Genomic DNA, 16,391 nt, shown 5'->3' on the forward strand with positions numbered 1-16,391 from the left:
GAATTACATGCCTAAAATTGACAATATGTTAGCAATTCTATGGATGCTTCGTTCAGGTGAAAAAATTACTGCAAAACAAATTTCAGAAAAATTAGAGCTGAATATAAGGACTGTGTACCGATATATTGATACAATTTCAACAAGTGGTGTACCTATAATTTCAGAACCAGGACATAACGGTGGTTACTCTTTATTGAACAATTTTATTGAGGCTCCTCTTTTCTTTGATTTTGAGGAACAAACTTCACTATTTCACGCTGCTGTTTTTGCAGAAGAAGCCGGATATTATGGAGGGGAAGCACTAAATAGGGCCATTTCAAAACTAAGTAAATACTCAAATCAAGAGCAGGAAAAAAAGATAAACCAACATGTAACTAGTCTTGACGTAATAAGTCGAGTAAGTTCAGTCTCGATGGAACCTTTTTTGAAGGAGCTGGAGCAGGCCGTAGCTGACAGGTACTCAGTAAAAATTCTTTACCATAAAAGTGGTGAAAAGCAATTAAATTATAGATTGGTCGACCCGTATAGAATTATCTATTGGAATAATAAGTGGTATGTGATCGGATTTTGTCATCTTAGGAATGATATCCGTAGTTTTAGAGTAGATCGAATTGAAAGTCTAATGCTAACCGAAAATAAGTTTAACCAGCCAGAAAATTTTTCAGCACGTGACTTTTTTATAAAAAGTCTTCTTCCAACTATAGAAGATAAGGAAGGGATTATTTCTTTGGTTATTAATGGGGATAAAAGTGTATTGTATGATATTTGCCAACATTGGTTTTTAGGACATTACTTACAAGAACGGACTTCAAATCAAGCAGTTTTTATTCTTGAAAAAGATATGATCCATACATATGTACCGTATTTACTTTTGCCGTACAATAAATCTATTAAAGTTATAGAGCCAATAAGTCTTAAGAAAAGACTTGTTGAAGTTCTGTCGGAATTAATAGAATTTCATCAAGTATGATAACTTCCCTGACGTTAACTGTCAGGGAAGTTATATTATAATAGCTGTATCAATTGAGATTGGAGTGTTATTGGATGCAAACAAAAAAAGTTTTTCTATATGTATTTAATACAATGTCGGACTGGGAATATGGATATTTAGTTGCTGAACTAAACACAGGGAGATATTTCAAAAAAGATTTAGCACCTTTAAAAGTAATTACAGTTGGAGCTAATAAAGAAATGATTACTAGTATGGGAGGACTTAGCATAAAACCAGATATTTCCCTTGATGAATGTACTCTTGAAAATAAAGATCTTTTAATTTTACCAGGAGGGACTACTTGGAGTGAAGAAATTCATCAACCTATCTTGAAAAAAATCGGCCAAGCTTTAAAGTTTGGCACTATTGTTGCTGCAATTTGTGGTGCAACTGAGGGCCTCGCGAATATGGGATACTTAGATACTAGAAAGCATACAAGTAATAACTTAGAATATACTAAAATGGTATGTCCTAACTATAAAGGAGAAAAGTTCTATGAGTTGGAATCTGCGGTATCTGATGCGAATTTAGTTACTGCATCAGGAATAGCTCCTCTGGAATTTGCAATGGAGGTACTGAAAAAAATAGATGTATTTACAACAGATACATTACATTCATGGTATAACCTAAATAAGACACATAAACCTGAATACTTCTTCCAGTTAATGAATTCAATAAATAAATGAAGTAACTGAAAAGCTCGATTTCTATATTTAGTTTGTAGAAGTGTTGAGCTTTTTAAATTGGAATTTCCTTATTGTTGTAAATACGCATTGTCCTGACGCTACTACCACTATAACGATCTACAAAGCCATCTCACCAAAATATTTCTACCATGTGTATAAGAGCGATTTATATACTCAATTTTTTGAAAGGGATATTTTCTGTTAATGACTTCTTGACTTCTGCTTTGTTATCATCACCTATTATTTTCCTAAGATATAATTGAGCTTATTAGGTGGTTTTTACAATTGTTTCAACTTTAATTACATCACTCAGCGGAGAAAAATGCGAAGACTCCTTGATAATGCAATCGCATTTTCTGCTTGCGATGAATCGCTGTCGCAGCCTTACTTGTCCAGTGGGAACAGCACGAGTCCGAAGACCCCGGAAGCGGGAGAGAAAGGAACAAAGGCTAAGGTCGCCACGTCCTATGGCAACGCCTTTGTGACCAACATCCTGTTGGCCCGAGTCTGAGGCCGTGCCCACAGAAAGCGGAGCATTTTTCTTAGCGCAGAAATGATGTAATCTTGTTATGCTCCGCAGTTACTCAGACCATCATTAGGAACTATGTTTATTCTGCTCACGCAACAAGTCCCTGATTTCGATCAACAACTCTTCCTGTACACTGACCTTTGGTACTTCTTCCTCCACTACTTCCTCTTCTTTCTTTCGCTTCAATTTCATTGCAAGACGAATAAAAAGAAAAATAGAAAACGCGACAACAAAAAAGTCTAGAATGGATTGAATAAATGTCCCGTATAATATCTCCGCATCACCAAATGTATATTTCAGTCCCGAAAGATCCACACCATTCATAAGTATTCCTACAAGCGGCGTAATGATATTGGTTACTAACGATGTGACGATGCCACTGAAGGCTGCACCAATTACAACAGCAATGGCTAAATCCATAACATTTCCTTTAAAGGCAAATTCCTTAAAATCTCTCCACATATGTTTGACTCCTTCCCTAACTATGTATGACAAAATGATAGCAGAACTTCGTTGTTATGTGAACAGATGACCATCAATGTGTTTTCTTAAAGAGACTGGGAAATAACTAACTTTTCAGCATGGCTTCGGCAGAACTCTCCGTTACATTAGATTTCATTCATACAAAACCCGAACTAAGCAAACCTTTTTCAAGGGTTTGCATTATAGTTCGGGTTATTTCTAGACGCGATCCTTTTATCCCACGCTTTATTTTTACATATCATGATGAACATTGCGATTTTGTCGCGAATGATTTTTATTCTTAACCTGTTTTGAACCACTTAATGGCTCCCCATATGGTTGTTGCGGGCTTTGTGGCAATTTTGGCTTTTCCTGCTGTTTTGGTCCTTTTGGTTTTCCACCCATGTGATTTCCTCCTTCCAACTGGTAATTAGCTTTTGAGAAAGGGGTGTAAATTATGCATTTGTTATAGCATGGATGGAATATCTGAGACAGCAGTTGGAAAAGCATAGACAACATTTTTCAGTTGATTAACAGGGATTCTCATTTGAATAGCCATTGCAAAATAATTTATCAATTCATCAGATTTTCCACCTATTAAATGTGCACCAAGAATTAAATCTGTTTTTTTATCAATAATAATTTTGACAGCAGCCGGCGCATCGTTTGTATGACGGTACGTAAACCAATCCGAAATGTCTTGATGGTTTACCTTTACATCATAATTAGCTTCTCTTGCCTCTTTTTCTGTAAGACCTGCTTTGGCCAATTTTGGCTCAGAAAAAACAACTGACGGGATCCCATTATAGTTTGCTTCTTGTTTTGCATCTGAAACAATGTTTTGCGAAACAATTTGTCCCTCCATTTCTCCTACTGGTGTTAAAGGAGAACCATTTGTATCTGCTACATCGCCAACAGCATAAACGTGTTCATTGCTGACACTTTGTAAATACGTGTTGACAGTTATCCCAGTCTTGCTATGATTAACACCCGCCTGATCTAGCTTGAGATCGTTTATTTGTGGAACGCGACCGCCCCCATGTACGACTAAATCTCCACGGAATGAAACTTCTTCATCGCCTTTACTTGCCTTTACTATATATTCTTTATCATTTTTTTCAATTGCATTTACTGAACTATTTAAATGAATGGAAATACCTATTTCTTTCGATTTTTTTTGCAACAGGTCTACCATATCGGAGTCAAATGACTTTAATGGCTGTTCTCCACGTTGCACAATATGAACATCACTTCCTGCTCTTACAGCAATATGGGCGAACTCAAAGGAAATGTATCCACCCCCCACAAAGATAACACGTTTTGGTAGCTGATCAAGTTCAAGAAAGTCTTCACTATACGTAAGATGGTCCGCTCCGTCAACTGGTAATGGAGCAGGTCGAGCTCCTGTTGCAATAACAATTTTCCCCCCTTCTAAGACCTTCTCCTTAACTTTTAGCGTTTTTTCATCTAAAAATTGCGCTTGTCCATGGAAGGTTTCAATTCCTGCCTTTTCAAAGCTTTTCTCCTTCGCTTCGGGAACTGGCTCTGTAAAGGAACGCTTGAACTCCATTAGGTCCTGCCAATTAATCTTAGCAGGCTTTGCAATCCCCTTTCCTTGCATCCGTTCTGTTTCATCAATCATGGTGGCAGCACTCGCTAACACTTTTTTCGGGTTACATCCCCTCAATGGGCATGTACCTCCATAAGCACGTTCATCTATAACAGCAGTACGCAGCCCTTCTTGTGCACAAGAAGTTGCCACTGAAGATCCAGCGGGTCCTGTCCCGATTACAATCACATCAAATTTCTCTGTCACGCTTTCCCCTCCTAGTTACTATTCACGTACAATAATTTTCCCCTTACCTTATAGAGGTTAAACTTTTTCAATAGGAAGGGAAGGTGTAAACTTAAACGAGGAGGGATATAAATGACGATTCCAATACAGCAAATCACATTACACCATCTAAGCATGGAACTTAAACAACCCTTTACAACAAGTTTTGGGACTGTGGAAAACAAAGACTTTTACATCACAGAGATTGATGATGGACAAGGAAACCGAGGCTTTGGAGAATCTGTTGCATTTACAGCTCCTTGGTATACAGAGGAAACCTTCACCACAACCGGACACATGATGAGAGACTTTTTAATTCCTATCTTATTAAATAATTCGATCAAGCACCCTGATGATGTTTCGAAGCTTTTCACAACGATAAAACGGAATAACATGGCGAAATCTGCCTTAGAGGGGGCAGTCTGGGATTTATATGCCAAACGTGAAGGCCAATCACTTGCCGAAGCCCTTGGCGGAACGAAATCAAAAATTGAAGCAGGCATTGCTATTGGCATGCAGTCTTCCATAGCGGAACTATTACATAAAATTGCATTAAGCCAAGAAAATGGATATAAACGAGTGAAACTGAAAATTAAACCAGGTAAAGACATAGATGTCCTTAAAGAAGTACGGCACCACTATCCGGACCTGCCTATCATGGTTGATGCAAATTCTGCTTATACATTAGAGGATACAGCAAGGTTAAAGGAGTTGGATGCCTTTCAATTGTTGATGATGGAACAGCCTCTAGCACATGATGATATTGTAGATCATGCAAAGTTACAAGCAGAAATTGATACCCCCATTTGTCTTGATGAAAGCATTCATTCTCTTGAAAATGCGAAAATAGCGATTGAGCTTGGAAGCTGTCGGGTCATTAATATAAAACCAGGCCGAGTCGGTGGCTTAACCGTAGCAAAGCAAATTCATGATTATTGTGTGGAAAAAGGCATTGCCGTTTGGTGTGGCGGTATGCTTGAAGCAGGTGTGGGAAGAGCGCAAAATATTGCCCTTTCTTCTTTGGAAGGCTTCCGTTTTCCTGGAGATAACGCTGGCTCAGACAACTACTGGAAAAAAGACATTATCCTGCCAGAGGTTGTTGCCCATAACGGATTAATCACCGTTCCTACAGATCTGGGAATCGGCCACGCCATTGATATTGAAGCCTTGGCCCAATTCAAAGTCGACGAAGAGATTTTCTGAGAAATAAAAAAAGCTAATCACGATTTTAACTCGTGATTAGCTTTTTTAACATGTAAATAGCGCAGATATTTTACTTCAACTGCCAGAAACGAGGCTATTTAAAGCATGTCTGCTCTACAATTTATTATTTAGTAAAGGCATCTGTTAATGCTGTTACGATTTGTTTCTTACGTGACACAACGCCTTTTAGCAAAGCACGGTTATTGGCATCAAGGGACACATCAAATGCCTGCTCCACTTTCGCTTTTCCACTACCAAGTGCTAACACTTCGGAGTCGTTGTTAAGAATATCCGTCACAACGAATAGAAATAGATCTAACTCTTTATCCTTAATAATTTGGGCAATCTCTGTATCAATATCATCTTGGAATTTATAAATCGCGTTCGTGTCAACAGCGTTTACTTGTGCAATTTCCACCTTAGCTTCACCCATAGAAAATTCTTTCGCATCCATTGTCAGTAAATCTGTTACAGATTTATCGCTCAAGTCTGCTCCTGCCTGTAGCATTTCAAGACCGTAAGTTTCTAAGTTTACACCAGCTAGTTCTGCCAATTCATATGCTGCATCAACGTCTTCTTTTGTACATGTAGGAGATTTTAATAAAAGGGAGTCGGAAACGATAGCGGAAACAAGAAGTCCAGCTATTTCTTTAGATACCGCGACACCTTTTTCTTTATATATCTTATTTAAGATAGTTGCTGTACATCCAACTGGTTCAGCGCGAAAAGATAGAGGCTCTTTTGTTTCAAAATTCGCGATGCGATGATGGTCAATAACCTCTGCAATGCGTACATCTCTAATATTATCAACACTTTGTTGGAATTCATTGTGATCCACAAGAATCACTTCTTTTATGTCAGATCCTACTGTTTCAATTAATTCAGGTGCTTGTACACCAAAATAGTCGAGTGCAAATTGCGTTTCCTTGCTAACTGTTCCAAGTCTGGCAGCTTCTGCATTCACGCCAAGCTTTTTTTTAAGATCAGCGTAGGCAAGTGCTGAACAAATGGTGTCAGTATCTGGATTTTTATGTCCAAAAATCAATGTTTTTTCCATATTCATTCTCCTTCTTTCACAATATCCACTATAAGATTATCATACCTACTATGTAGATGAATAGCGATTTACTATTTTAATGTTTCGGTTACCCTCCAAATTTTATCAGAGCCATTATAATGATTCAATGCTATATCCAAATCATGGAAATATCGATGTAAATGTCTAACTTGTTCCACTTTCTCATCACTTATAGTAGCCTTTGCAATCTCCACAATTGCTTTAAGATCTGTTTTTAATGCATCACTTTGAACCGTTTCGATCTCCTTCTCAATAGTTCCAATGATTTCTTTTGCTTTATCCGTTTGTTCTTTCCAATTAAGATTGTTAATATTCCCATAGCCTGTTTTATCATTATAAAAATCATGGGTCTTCACTATAAAATCACCTATCTCAACGTGTTGCGCTCCTACTGTCTCCTGAATCTCTTCAATCTCTTTTGCAGTGTCCGCATCGACTTCCTGCCCCTCTGTCGCCTTCTCATTCTGTGCATTCTCCAAGTCCTCAATTGAAAAAACACTATTAATTTTGAATACGTTAAAAAAGAGTAACAATGAAGCTATGAGTGCCACGGAGAAAATTGTTACCAAACTCCACCCAAACCATCCGATTTTTCGTTTTTTCTTACTAGTTTCCAAATCTGCTCATCCTTCTTTACTGTTGATAATACCATTCGAGAATCTTATTTCTCTTTTCTGTATCTTGCACATCCTTCGCACTAAACCCACCAACGTCGACGACTTTAATTTCCGGGTTTAGTGGCCTGCTTGTATCTTGTACCTTGACGATACAGTAGCCTTCCAAATTTGCAAGTCTTATTTCTAATATTGCTTTATCAGAATATAATTCATAGATCTTTTCTTCATCTTCTCTTGTAAGTTTCCAAGCCGTGTCAATTTCTTCTTGACTGAAAACAACGGATTCTTGCTCGGTTGGTCTAGTAAGAGAAGGTGTTTGGGTAACTGTCTCTTTCTTCAAGATACCATCCAATAAACGGATAACCTCAGCTATACCGATTAATATAAAACCGTACATCAAGGAAGTTCCAGCAAGCATAAAAAACGTGTCCCAATCTATTGTTGCTGTTCCTTCCGGGTTATAATCGGAAAATTGATTCAATCTAGCCATATTCCAAGCCTTGTAAAATCCTGCTAAAAGGACAATAATTCCTGTAACAAATATAATTCTACTTATGATGATTGCTCTCAATGTCTTTCCCCCTTCTCTATTTAATTCTTTACCTGATCAAAAATCCCTTCATAAAATCAATATATTTTACATTCGAACCTTTTATTTTTATAGTTAATACCAAATGTTCTATTAGGAGGAATATAAATGTCAGAGCAATTTGATCTTACTCGTTCTGCTTTATTAGGCTTTATTAAAAATATCGACGAGAAAAAGGCTGATGTACAGCCTGAATACTTTAATAACACAATCCGTTGGCATATCGGGCATGTGTTGGTAACGCCAGAGTCGCTACTGTTTGGCTTTCCAAACCATTCCGAGAATCTACCAAAGTCATTTAATGACTTGTTTGGAACAGGAACGAAACCAGCTGATTGGCAAGATACTCCACCTAGTATATCTGAACTCGTTACAGAGCTCGAACAACAACGCTCACGTATTAAAGATCTGACAGATGACTTTTTCAAGCAGGATCTCCCTTATACCTTACCGTTTGGAAATTTTAAAACCTATGGAGATGTTTATGAAATGATTCTGCAGCATGAGAATGAGCATCTTGGTAAAATAAAGGCAATGAAGCAAGTTGTCGACAAATTATAAGAAAAAAGAAGGTTATATTGTAATTGGTGGCGGTATACTAGGTGCCTCCACCGCTTTTCATCTTGCTAGTAGTGGGAAAGCTGTTACGCTAATTGACCGAAAGGATACAGGACAGGCAACAGATGCTGCTGCAGGAATCGTCTGTCCTTGGCTTTCCCAGAGAAGAAATAAGGCCTGGTACCAGCTCGCTAAAGGTGGAGCAAAAATCTACCCGGAAATAATTAACAAGTTGCGAGAACTTGGAGAGGTCGACACCGGCTATGAGCGAGTCGGTGCAATTAGCCTGCATTCAGATGAAAAGAAACTTAATGCCATGAAGGAAAGGGCATTAAAAAGAAGAGAAGATGCACCTGAAATTGGCAATATAACGATATTAAACGAAGAAGAAACAAAACAAGCCTTCCCTTTGATTGGTGAAGGATATGGCTCTGTTCATGTAAGCGGAGCTGCTCGCGTTGACGGCCGAAAACTACGCGATGCCTTAATCAGTGGTGCAAAAAAGCTTGGAGCACAAATAGTCAAGGGTGATGCTAGCCTTGTTGCTGAGAATGGTAAAGTAACCGGTGTACGTGTGGATGATGAGTTGTATGAGGCCGGTACAGTGATCGCTACAACAGGAGCCTGGATGGGAGAATTATTTAAACCATTGGGAATCTCTTTTGATGTTAAACCACAACGAGCCCAACTCATGCATCTACAAGTTGCTGGGTATGATACAGCAAAATGGCCTGTTGTCATGCCGCCAACCAATCAATACATGCTCGCTTTCAAGGATCAACGCCTCGTAATCGGAGCCACACATGAAGACGACACAGGCTTTAATCCAAGGGTAACAGCAGGCGGACTTTACGAAGTACTCAGTAAAGCTCTACAGGTTTCCCCTCAACTGGAAAACGCGACCGTTCTTGAAACAAGAGTAGGCTTTCGCCCTGTCACACCTGGATTTCTACCAGTAGTTGGCATGGTACCTGGCGTTTCTGGACTCTTTGCCGCAAATGGACTAGGTGCCTCTGGTCTTACGATGGGGCCATACATAGGGGCAGAGCTTGCAAAGATGGCCCAGGGAATTGAATCAGAAATTGATCCCGCAAATTATCCTATAGCTGAGGCTGTTAAAAAGCTTTAGGTTAGATGGTATGGGTGTGAAGCGTCTCCTTTTTTGGAGGCGCTTTTTTTGTTGTTGGTGCGTCACTTTTGTGGGCTGTGGCGTCTCTCCCGTGTGTGGCTGCGTCTTTTGTGAATGAGGGCTGCCTCTCTTCTCTAGGCCGAAGCTCCATCATAAAACGTTGGCTTCACTTTATGGTGCTCTGGTTTCACTTTGTGAGGCTCTGGTTTCACTTTGCGGTGCCCTGGCTTCACTTTGTGGGGCTCTGGTTTCACTTTGTGGGGCTCTGGTTTCACTTTGTGGGGCTCTGGTTTCACTTTGCGGGGCTCTGGTTTCACTTTGTGAGGCTCTGGTTTCACTTTTCGGTGCCCTGGCTTCACTTTGCGGTGCCCTGGTTTCACTTTGCGGTACTCTGGTTTCACTTTGCCCCGCTCTCGATTCACTCTGCCTCCCTCTCGATTCACTCTGCCTCCCTCTCGATTCACTCTGCCCATCTCCAGATTCACTTCCAACACCTCTCCCCATGGAATACAAAAAAGGCTGCCGAATCGGCAGCCTTTTTCTATATCATTTGTTATCTACTATTCTATTTCACAATTAATACGGGACATTCTACGCGTTTTGCCACTTTGTGGCTCACGCTTCCGAGGATAAAGGTCTGCAGGTTGTTCAGCCCTCTACTTCCTAGCACTACGCCATCTATTTCATTATTGTTGGCATAATTGACTAAAGTAGGACCTGCTTCTCCATGCAAAATCTTAATCTCGTATTGAATATCGGTTTTATTCAATAATTCTTTAACAGCCTTTAGTTTATCATTACGCATTTTTTTTAGGGCGAATTTGTCCGTTGCATGTAGCACATCTGACTTCGCTTTATTGCCATCCACAACGTACACAACATTAATGACTCCATTAAACTTCTCAGCAAGCTCTATAGCATAATTTGCTGAGCGAATGGAATGCTCTGATCCATCTACAGCCAATAGTATTCTTTTAAACACCATAACCACCCTCTACAGATTCTGATAAAAGCACTTAATAATTAATGTCCTGACGCCTTCGATAAACCACCAATACGTTGAACTAAATTTTTACTTGCTTCATTTAAACCCGTGAACTCCACGTTAATCTGGTGTTGTTCAAACTTGGCTTGAATCTTATCAAGCGCCCCTACTGCTGAGTCATCCCATAAATGCGCACGACTTAGATCAATTTCTACTTCCTTAACAGTGTCAGCGAAAACAAACTTCGCTGTAAAATCACTTACTGAAGCAAAAAACAACTGACCTTCAATACGATAAACTCTTTTTTGTTCTCGCATCATTAACTCATCCGTAACCTTTACCTTGGATATTTTAGCAGCAAAGAAAATTGCACTTAATAGTACACCAGCAAGTACACCTTTAGATAAATCATGTGTGTAAAGTACTACAGCAACGGTTGTTAGCATGACAACTGCATCTGTCCTTGGCAATTTATGCAAGTTACGTATCGAGGACCAATCAAATGTACCAATAGATACCATAAACATAACACCAGCTAAGGCAGCCATTGGAATTTGCACAACAAGTCCGCCTAGTACAATAATCAAAAACATTAAGAACGATCCAGCAACCAATGCAGATAAACGGCCTCTACCACCAGACTTCACATTGATGACAGACTGACCAATCATGGCACAACCAGCCATTCCACCGAAAAAGCCTGCAACAATATTGGCAATCCCTTGTCCGCGACTTTCTTTGTTCTTATTACTCTCTGTATCTGTCATATCATCTACGATATTAGCAGTTAACAAGGATTCTAGTAATCCTACAATAGCTAAAGCCAGAGAGTATGGGAAAATAATCATCAACGTTTCAAACGTAAACGGAATAGAAGGAATTAAGAAGATAGGCAATTGCTGTTTCAATGCACCCATATCTCCGACTGTTCCAATATCTATTTTACCAAAAATTACGATTGCTGTGACGACAATAATTGCTACCAAAGCAGAAGGTACTGCCTTGGTAATCCTAGGCAATAGATAAATAATAGCCAAGGTAAGACCAACAAGTGCATACATAATCCAGCTTTCCCCTTGGAAATGCGGAATCTGTGCTGTAAATATTAGAATGGCTAGTGAGTTAACAAAGCCTACCATCACCGAACGTGGTACAAACTTCATAGCTCTTGCTAGCTTAAAAACGCCAAAAATGATTTGGATGATACCTGTAAGAATCGTTGCTGCAAACAAATACTGCAACCCATGATCCGCAACGAGATTTACCATGAGTAACGCCATTGCTCCGGTTGCCGCAGAGATCATACCCGGTCTCCCTCCGACAAAAGCAATTACAACTGCAATACAAAAAGATGCATATAATCCAATCATTGGATCAACACCCGCTATGATTGAAAAGGCTATTGCTTCTGGGATTAAAGCCAGTGCAACTACTAAACCTGCCAGGACATCCCCTTTGACATTGCCAAACCATTCATTCTTCAATTGTTCTACTTTCAACTATTCAACCTCTTTTCATATATATTCAAGCCAACTTATGGCATGTTCCGTAGATAACTAAGAAATCATACCATAATTACTCACATTTCACAAAACACGAAGAAAGCGTAATCAAAAGGTGCTTACGTCTATTTTTATTGTTTTTCTTCTATTTTCTCTTGATTTTAGTAGTAGGCCCATTCTCTATAAAAATGGTGGCTTTATTTACGTTTAAAATCAAGGTATACTTACATGTGAAATGAGTGAAAGAAGGTGAAGAAATGAAAGGAAGAATTGCAGTATTTGTTATTATTTTAGTTACGATTATTGCCATGTTCCTATGTTGGCTATGGCTTCAGGATGTTATCGAGGATTATGATTTGGAAAGAGCACTTGGGGGGACGAAGGTTGGGGATTACGAGCACAATCCGGGTGACTCCCAGTTATCATAAATGTTTTGCCATGTTGAACTCTTAATATCGGGATGAATTTAATTCTGATATGCCTCGAGGCAAGGCTTTCTACTTGGGGCTTACGATGTTCTGTCACACAAGCATTTCTTATCATAGCTTCTCTTCCATCGTTTGCATAGTGATACGGAGCAGAACGGGATACGACGAAGCTGGAACAACATAATCTGGATTGGAATTATGCCTTTCTAGAAACTGCCGAAACCTTCCCATTAACTCTGGTACGATTGTTACGGGAAGATGAAAGAGCCTGCCTTGCGTGGTATAAACATTGTTTCCAACAGGTAACAGGATGCCGCTTATGATCTCACCCATTTTAGGAGTTTGGAATATTTCATTAAAAATAAATACCTTTTTCTCCTCTTTTAAAAATACGTCTTGAACGTGGAATAACCGGTTATACTTTCTATCTATCTTGACTACACGATAAAACCCTGGCGTGATACTTAGCCAACTATTCAAGTGTGCCTGCACAACCTTGTCTGCCTTAGTCCATTTTTTATTATGTACTTCCAAATAATCCTGGTAGATGGTCATACCATGGGGAGCTTGCGGGTAGCAAAATAATAGCCACCAAATGATTTGGGGAAAAGCTTTATCAAACAACACTTCAGGAACATTCATTTGCTTTAGTAATTTTTCAATTTCTTCCCGCAATAACTGGTCATACTTTTCAATGGAAAATAAGAACAAATCATCCAAGATAAACAGTATTTCCTTTGTAGACTGCTGCGTATCATGTAATTCATCTAAACTTCTACCGTTATTCAACACCTGGAAACCCCCTTCGTGAATTCACCCTATCTTATCACGAAAAAAGCTACAAATCAGGTTGGTATAATCCCATTTCCACTACTATAAACCCCTTGAAAATAACTTTCTCCCTTAAGGAAAAGCCCGTTATCTTTCCCTTATAAGTACTAGAAATGTGATTATAAACGTTTAAATCTTGATTTCTTACTCATCCGTTTTAGGAATATTACGCTGTTTGCCTTTTTCTTCCCGACTCTTCTCCCCATCGTCCTCTATAATTCCTAGTAGTACATCTGCTACTTCGGATTGGCGTAAAAGCGTATCGGACAACTCAAACTTAATATCATCTGCTTTTGCCAGGCTAAGCCCTTTTTTTAGTTCAACTGTTCCCTCAACATGGTATAGACGACCTTCCTGCACAATTCGAATTCGATGAATATCCACTACGTCTTCATGGTCTAAAAGTATCGTTGTGAGCTTGTCTTGAACCTCTGCTGGTGCTGAAACTCCGATTAAACCGATCATATTGTCATAACCCACTCGAAAAGCGACAAACAACATTAAACACCCAATTAACATAGAAATTAAACCATCTGCTTGCAAAATACCAAAAAACTGCGAAAGCACTATACCAACCATTGCTAGGAGTGCACCTGATGTTGCAACAAGATCCTCATAAAAGACAAGTCGTGTAGCAGGCGACGCCTTCTTGACATTTTTAAAAGCTACGGTTATTACATTACTTGATTCATCCGTTTTACTTTCACTTCTTATTTCCCGCATCGCTTTAAAAAGAATTAATCCATCAATGATTAAGGAGGCAAGTAATACAATAAAGTTTAACAGTAAGCCATCTGATTCCTCAGGATCCTGAAATAAATGCCATCCTTTTAATATTGTCTCATAAGCCATCACGGTTACGACAATCACAGCGACCATACAAAAGATATTAATGACTCTTCCAAAACCTGACGGGAATCGTTTGGATGGAGGAAACTCAGCCAATACACTACCAAAAAATACAAACCCCTGATTTACAGCATCGGCAAGGGAATGCATAGAGGATGCAAACATGGAACCATTTCCACTAAATGCTGCAGCTATTCCCTTTATCCCGGCTAAAAAGGCATTTCCTAGGGCAGCAATACCCGAAGATGTATTTCCTTTACGTACCTTTTCTATGATACTCATGTAAATTCCATCCCTTTCTGAAGTTATGCTCCCGTTTTATGGAGGCCTTTCTCTTCTATTGAGGCTTCCATTTTATTTAAATGTCCACCAAGTAGCTTATACGTAAACTGAAAGATAGGACTTTGAATAAAGGTGAAGATAAAAGTAAAAAGAAAAACAGGCCCACCAAGCAACAGACCAATGAGTAATACAAGACATTCTGTTATAATACGCACTTTTCCTACAGAAGCACCGAGCTTATCAGAAATGGAGAGCATGAATCCGTCCCTTGGACCTGATCCAACTCCAGCTGAGTTGTAGATTCCCCCACCAATTCCCATTAAAATAATTCCTGAAATAATGACGATTACATCTAGCCAGCTTTCACTCGCATGTGGTAAGAAATCTAGAAATAAGAAAAAATCCACAAACACACCAACGAGGATGCCATTTAAAAACGTACCTAGTCTTATATAACTTTTATCCAGAATCCAAGAGACAATAATTAGGATTACAGAAATAATAATTGCCCAAGACCCAATTGATAACCCTAGTTTTTCATATAGTGCTACATTTAATACGTCCCAAGGATGAATTCCCAAATGTTGCATGTTTATCGCTATACTGATGCCTATACTAAATAGAATTAAACCAAAGAAAAACACACTCCAGCGGATCGTCTTTATCATAAAACCCCTTCTCTCTTGCTAAAATATTAAAAATCGTCTTCAATTTTTTTAAAAATCAAAACTCCAATTTAGTTTATCATTTTTCCTATAAATGTGTAGATAGTTTTCAAAGGATGATAAGCAAAATCCTTCATGTTTTTTTACATTTTATGTCATACTATTAATTGTACAGAATAGGAAAGAAGGAATTTACATGAACTTTTCAACTATCACAATCGCAGGAAGTGGTGTGTTAGGTAGTCAAATCGCCTATCAAACTGCATTTAAGGGATTCGATGTTACGGTATATGACATTAACGATGAAGCCCTAGAGAAGGCGAAAGAGAGAATTGAAAAACTAAAAGAACGCTATCAAGAGGATCTCGGTGCTTCAGAACAAGCTGTTAATAATGCGTACAATCGTATCGCGTTTCAGTCTGATCTAGCGAAGGCAGTTTCAGATGCAGACCTTGTTATCGAAGCGATTCCAGAGGTCGTAAAAATTAAAACAGAATTTTATAATGAGCTAGGAAAAGTAGCTCCTCACAGAACTGTTTTTGCTACAAACTCATCCACCTTATTACCAAGCCAATTTGCAGAGGCAACTGGTCGTCCAGAAAAGTTTCTTGCCTTGCACTTTGCCAATGAAATATGGATAAACAACACAGCTGAAATTATGAAGCATCCTGGTACTGATAACGATGTGTTTGACGAAGTAAGTCAGTTTGCAAAAGCAATTGGAATGGTTGCACTACCATTACACAAGGAGCAACCAGGTTACATTCTTAACTCTCTATTAGTTCCATTATTAGATGCTGCAGAGCTACTCCTTTCTAAGGAAGTAGCAGATGTTGAAACAATTGATAAAACGTGGATGATTGCTACTGGAGCTCCAAAAGGACCTTTCGCCATCCTAGATGTAGTCGGAATTACGACTTCTTATAATATCGTAAATGCAAAAGCCGAAGCGACCGGTAATGAAGAGTTTAAAAAGCTGGCAAACTTGCTCAAAACGGAGTATATCGACAAAGGTAAACTTGGTACCGCAACGGGAGAAGGATTCTACAAGTATCCAAACCCAAGCTTTGAAGAGCCTGATTTCTTAAAAAACTAAACGAATGGCGTCTGTTACGTGAGTACTACGTAATAGGCGCCTTTTTTTATATTTCCTAGGTATGTTTTGCTTACGGA

The 16,391-nt window shown here is 38.9% G+C and carries 19 protein-coding genes; 7 read left to right on the forward strand and 12 right to left on the reverse strand.

What is annotated here, in order from left to right:
- Nucleotides 1-7 precede the first annotated feature (7 nt).
- Both K3T81_RS12285 and K3T81_RS12290 read left to right on the forward strand, forming a co-directional pair.
- Nucleotides 8-970, forward strand: coding sequence for a helix-turn-helix transcriptional regulator (locus tag K3T81_RS12285; protein ID WP_238020502.1), 963 nt, complete (start codon nucleotides 8-10; stop codon nucleotides 968-970).
- A gap of 74 nt (nucleotides 971-1,044) precedes the next feature.
- Entirely contained in the window at nucleotides 1,045-1,677 is a 633-nt protein-coding gene (locus K3T81_RS12290) for a type 1 glutamine amidotransferase family protein (RefSeq protein ID WP_238020358.1), read from the forward strand.
- Nucleotides 1,678-2,272: 595 nt separating this feature from the next.
- Here K3T81_RS12290 and mscL read toward each other — a convergent pair.
- From mscL to K3T81_RS12305, 3 genes are all read right to left on the reverse strand, one after another.
- On the reverse strand, nucleotides 2,273-2,668 hold the full coding sequence (gene mscL, locus K3T81_RS12295; RefSeq protein ID WP_238020359.1) for a large conductance mechanosensitive channel protein MscL: 396 nt from the start codon (nucleotides 2,666-2,668) through the stop codon (nucleotides 2,273-2,275).
- A 252-nt stretch (nucleotides 2,669-2,920) separates the two neighbouring features.
- Nucleotides 2,921-3,073, reverse strand: a complete 153-nt coding sequence (locus K3T81_RS12300; protein WP_058949927.1) for a small acid-soluble spore protein P — start codon at nucleotides 3,071-3,073, stop codon at nucleotides 2,921-2,923.
- 61 nt (nucleotides 3,074-3,134) lie between these two features.
- Nucleotides 3,135-4,484 (reverse strand): dihydrolipoyl dehydrogenase family protein, encoded by a 1,350-nt coding sequence (locus K3T81_RS12305; protein WP_238020360.1) that lies wholly within the window; start codon nucleotides 4,482-4,484, stop codon nucleotides 3,135-3,137.
- Nucleotides 4,485-4,595: 111 nt separating this feature from the next.
- Between K3T81_RS12305 and menC the strand changes: the two genes are divergently transcribed.
- Complete coding sequence (gene menC / locus K3T81_RS12310; RefSeq protein WP_238020361.1) at nucleotides 4,596-5,705, forward strand: o-succinylbenzoate synthase; 1,110 nt, start codon at nucleotides 4,596-4,598, stop codon at nucleotides 5,703-5,705.
- 124 nt (nucleotides 5,706-5,829) lie between these two features.
- Here the strand turns inward: menC and K3T81_RS12315 are convergent, their stop codons facing one another.
- The 3 genes from K3T81_RS12315 to K3T81_RS12325 all read right to left on the reverse strand — a co-directional run bounded on the left by K3T81_RS12315 (nucleotide 5,830) and on the right by K3T81_RS12325 (nucleotide 7,971).
- On the reverse strand, nucleotides 5,830-6,762 hold the full coding sequence (locus K3T81_RS12315) for a manganese-dependent inorganic pyrophosphatase (protein ID WP_238020362.1): 933 nt from the start codon (nucleotides 6,760-6,762) through the stop codon (nucleotides 5,830-5,832).
- Between the two features lie 71 nt (nucleotides 6,763-6,833).
- A complete protein-coding gene (locus tag K3T81_RS12320) occupies nucleotides 6,834-7,400 on the reverse strand; it encodes a hypothetical protein (protein ID WP_238020363.1) in 567 nt (188 codons plus the stop codon).
- A gap of 16 nt (nucleotides 7,401-7,416) precedes the next feature.
- Nucleotides 7,417-7,971: a hypothetical protein gene (locus tag K3T81_RS12325; protein WP_238020364.1), complete on the reverse strand. Its 555-nt coding sequence runs from the start codon at nucleotides 7,969-7,971 to the stop codon at nucleotides 7,417-7,419.
- 126 nt (nucleotides 7,972-8,097) lie between these two features.
- On the opposite strand from K3T81_RS12325, the gene K3T81_RS12330 reads away from it, so the two are divergent.
- Both K3T81_RS12330 and K3T81_RS12335 read left to right on the forward strand, forming a co-directional pair.
- Nucleotides 8,098-8,550, forward strand: coding sequence for a DinB family protein (locus K3T81_RS12330; RefSeq protein ID WP_238020365.1), 453 nt, complete (start codon nucleotides 8,098-8,100; stop codon nucleotides 8,548-8,550).
- A complete protein-coding gene (locus K3T81_RS12335; RefSeq protein WP_238020366.1) occupies nucleotides 8,534-9,676 on the forward strand; it encodes an NAD(P)/FAD-dependent oxidoreductase in 1,143 nt (380 codons plus the stop codon). The genes K3T81_RS12330 and K3T81_RS12335 overlap by 17 nt, the downstream gene beginning before the upstream one ends.
- Before the next feature lie 134 nt (nucleotides 9,677-9,810).
- Here the strand turns inward: K3T81_RS12335 and K3T81_RS12340 are convergent, their stop codons facing one another.
- From K3T81_RS12340 to K3T81_RS12350, 3 genes are all read right to left on the reverse strand, one after another.
- A complete protein-coding gene (locus K3T81_RS12340) occupies nucleotides 9,811-10,167 on the reverse strand; it encodes a hypothetical protein (RefSeq protein WP_238020367.1) in 357 nt (118 codons plus the stop codon).
- Between the two features lie 74 nt (nucleotides 10,168-10,241).
- A complete protein-coding gene (locus K3T81_RS12345) occupies nucleotides 10,242-10,658 on the reverse strand; it encodes a universal stress protein (RefSeq protein ID WP_238020368.1) in 417 nt (138 codons plus the stop codon).
- Nucleotides 10,659-10,699: 41 nt separating this feature from the next.
- Nucleotides 10,700-12,160, reverse strand: coding sequence for a SulP family inorganic anion transporter (locus K3T81_RS12350; protein ID WP_238020369.1), 1,461 nt, complete (start codon nucleotides 12,158-12,160; stop codon nucleotides 10,700-10,702).
- A gap of 260 nt (nucleotides 12,161-12,420) precedes the next feature.
- Between K3T81_RS12350 and K3T81_RS12355 the strand changes: the two genes are divergently transcribed.
- Nucleotides 12,421-12,591: a hypothetical protein gene (locus K3T81_RS12355; protein WP_238020370.1), complete on the forward strand. Its 171-nt coding sequence runs from the start codon at nucleotides 12,421-12,423 to the stop codon at nucleotides 12,589-12,591.
- Nucleotides 12,592-12,702: 111 nt separating this feature from the next.
- Here the strand turns inward: K3T81_RS12355 and K3T81_RS12360 are convergent, their stop codons facing one another.
- The 3 genes from K3T81_RS12360 to K3T81_RS12370 form a co-directional block, all read right to left on the reverse strand.
- Nucleotides 12,703-13,383 (reverse strand): DUF7986 domain-containing protein, encoded by a 681-nt coding sequence (locus tag K3T81_RS12360; protein ID WP_238020371.1) that lies wholly within the window; start codon nucleotides 13,381-13,383, stop codon nucleotides 12,703-12,705.
- Nucleotides 13,384-13,566: 183 nt separating this feature from the next.
- Nucleotides 13,567-14,553: a cation diffusion facilitator family transporter gene (locus tag K3T81_RS12365; protein ID WP_238020372.1), complete on the reverse strand. Its 987-nt coding sequence runs from the start codon at nucleotides 14,551-14,553 to the stop codon at nucleotides 13,567-13,569.
- 23 nt (nucleotides 14,554-14,576) lie between these two features.
- Nucleotides 14,577-15,221, reverse strand: coding sequence for a YczE/YyaS/YitT family protein (locus tag K3T81_RS12370; protein WP_238020373.1), 645 nt, complete (start codon nucleotides 15,219-15,221; stop codon nucleotides 14,577-14,579).
- Between the two features lie 193 nt (nucleotides 15,222-15,414).
- Between K3T81_RS12370 and K3T81_RS12375 the strand changes: the two genes are divergently transcribed.
- Nucleotides 15,415-16,314 (forward strand): 3-hydroxyacyl-CoA dehydrogenase, encoded by a 900-nt coding sequence (locus K3T81_RS12375; protein WP_106896105.1) that lies wholly within the window; start codon nucleotides 15,415-15,417, stop codon nucleotides 16,312-16,314.
- Nucleotides 16,315-16,391: the final 77 nt, after the last annotated feature.

It is taken from the genome of Oceanobacillus jordanicus, assembly GCF_022095695.1.
Taxonomy (GTDB): Bacteria; Bacillota; Bacilli; order Bacillales; family Amphibacillaceae; genus Oceanobacillus_B; species Oceanobacillus_B jordanicus.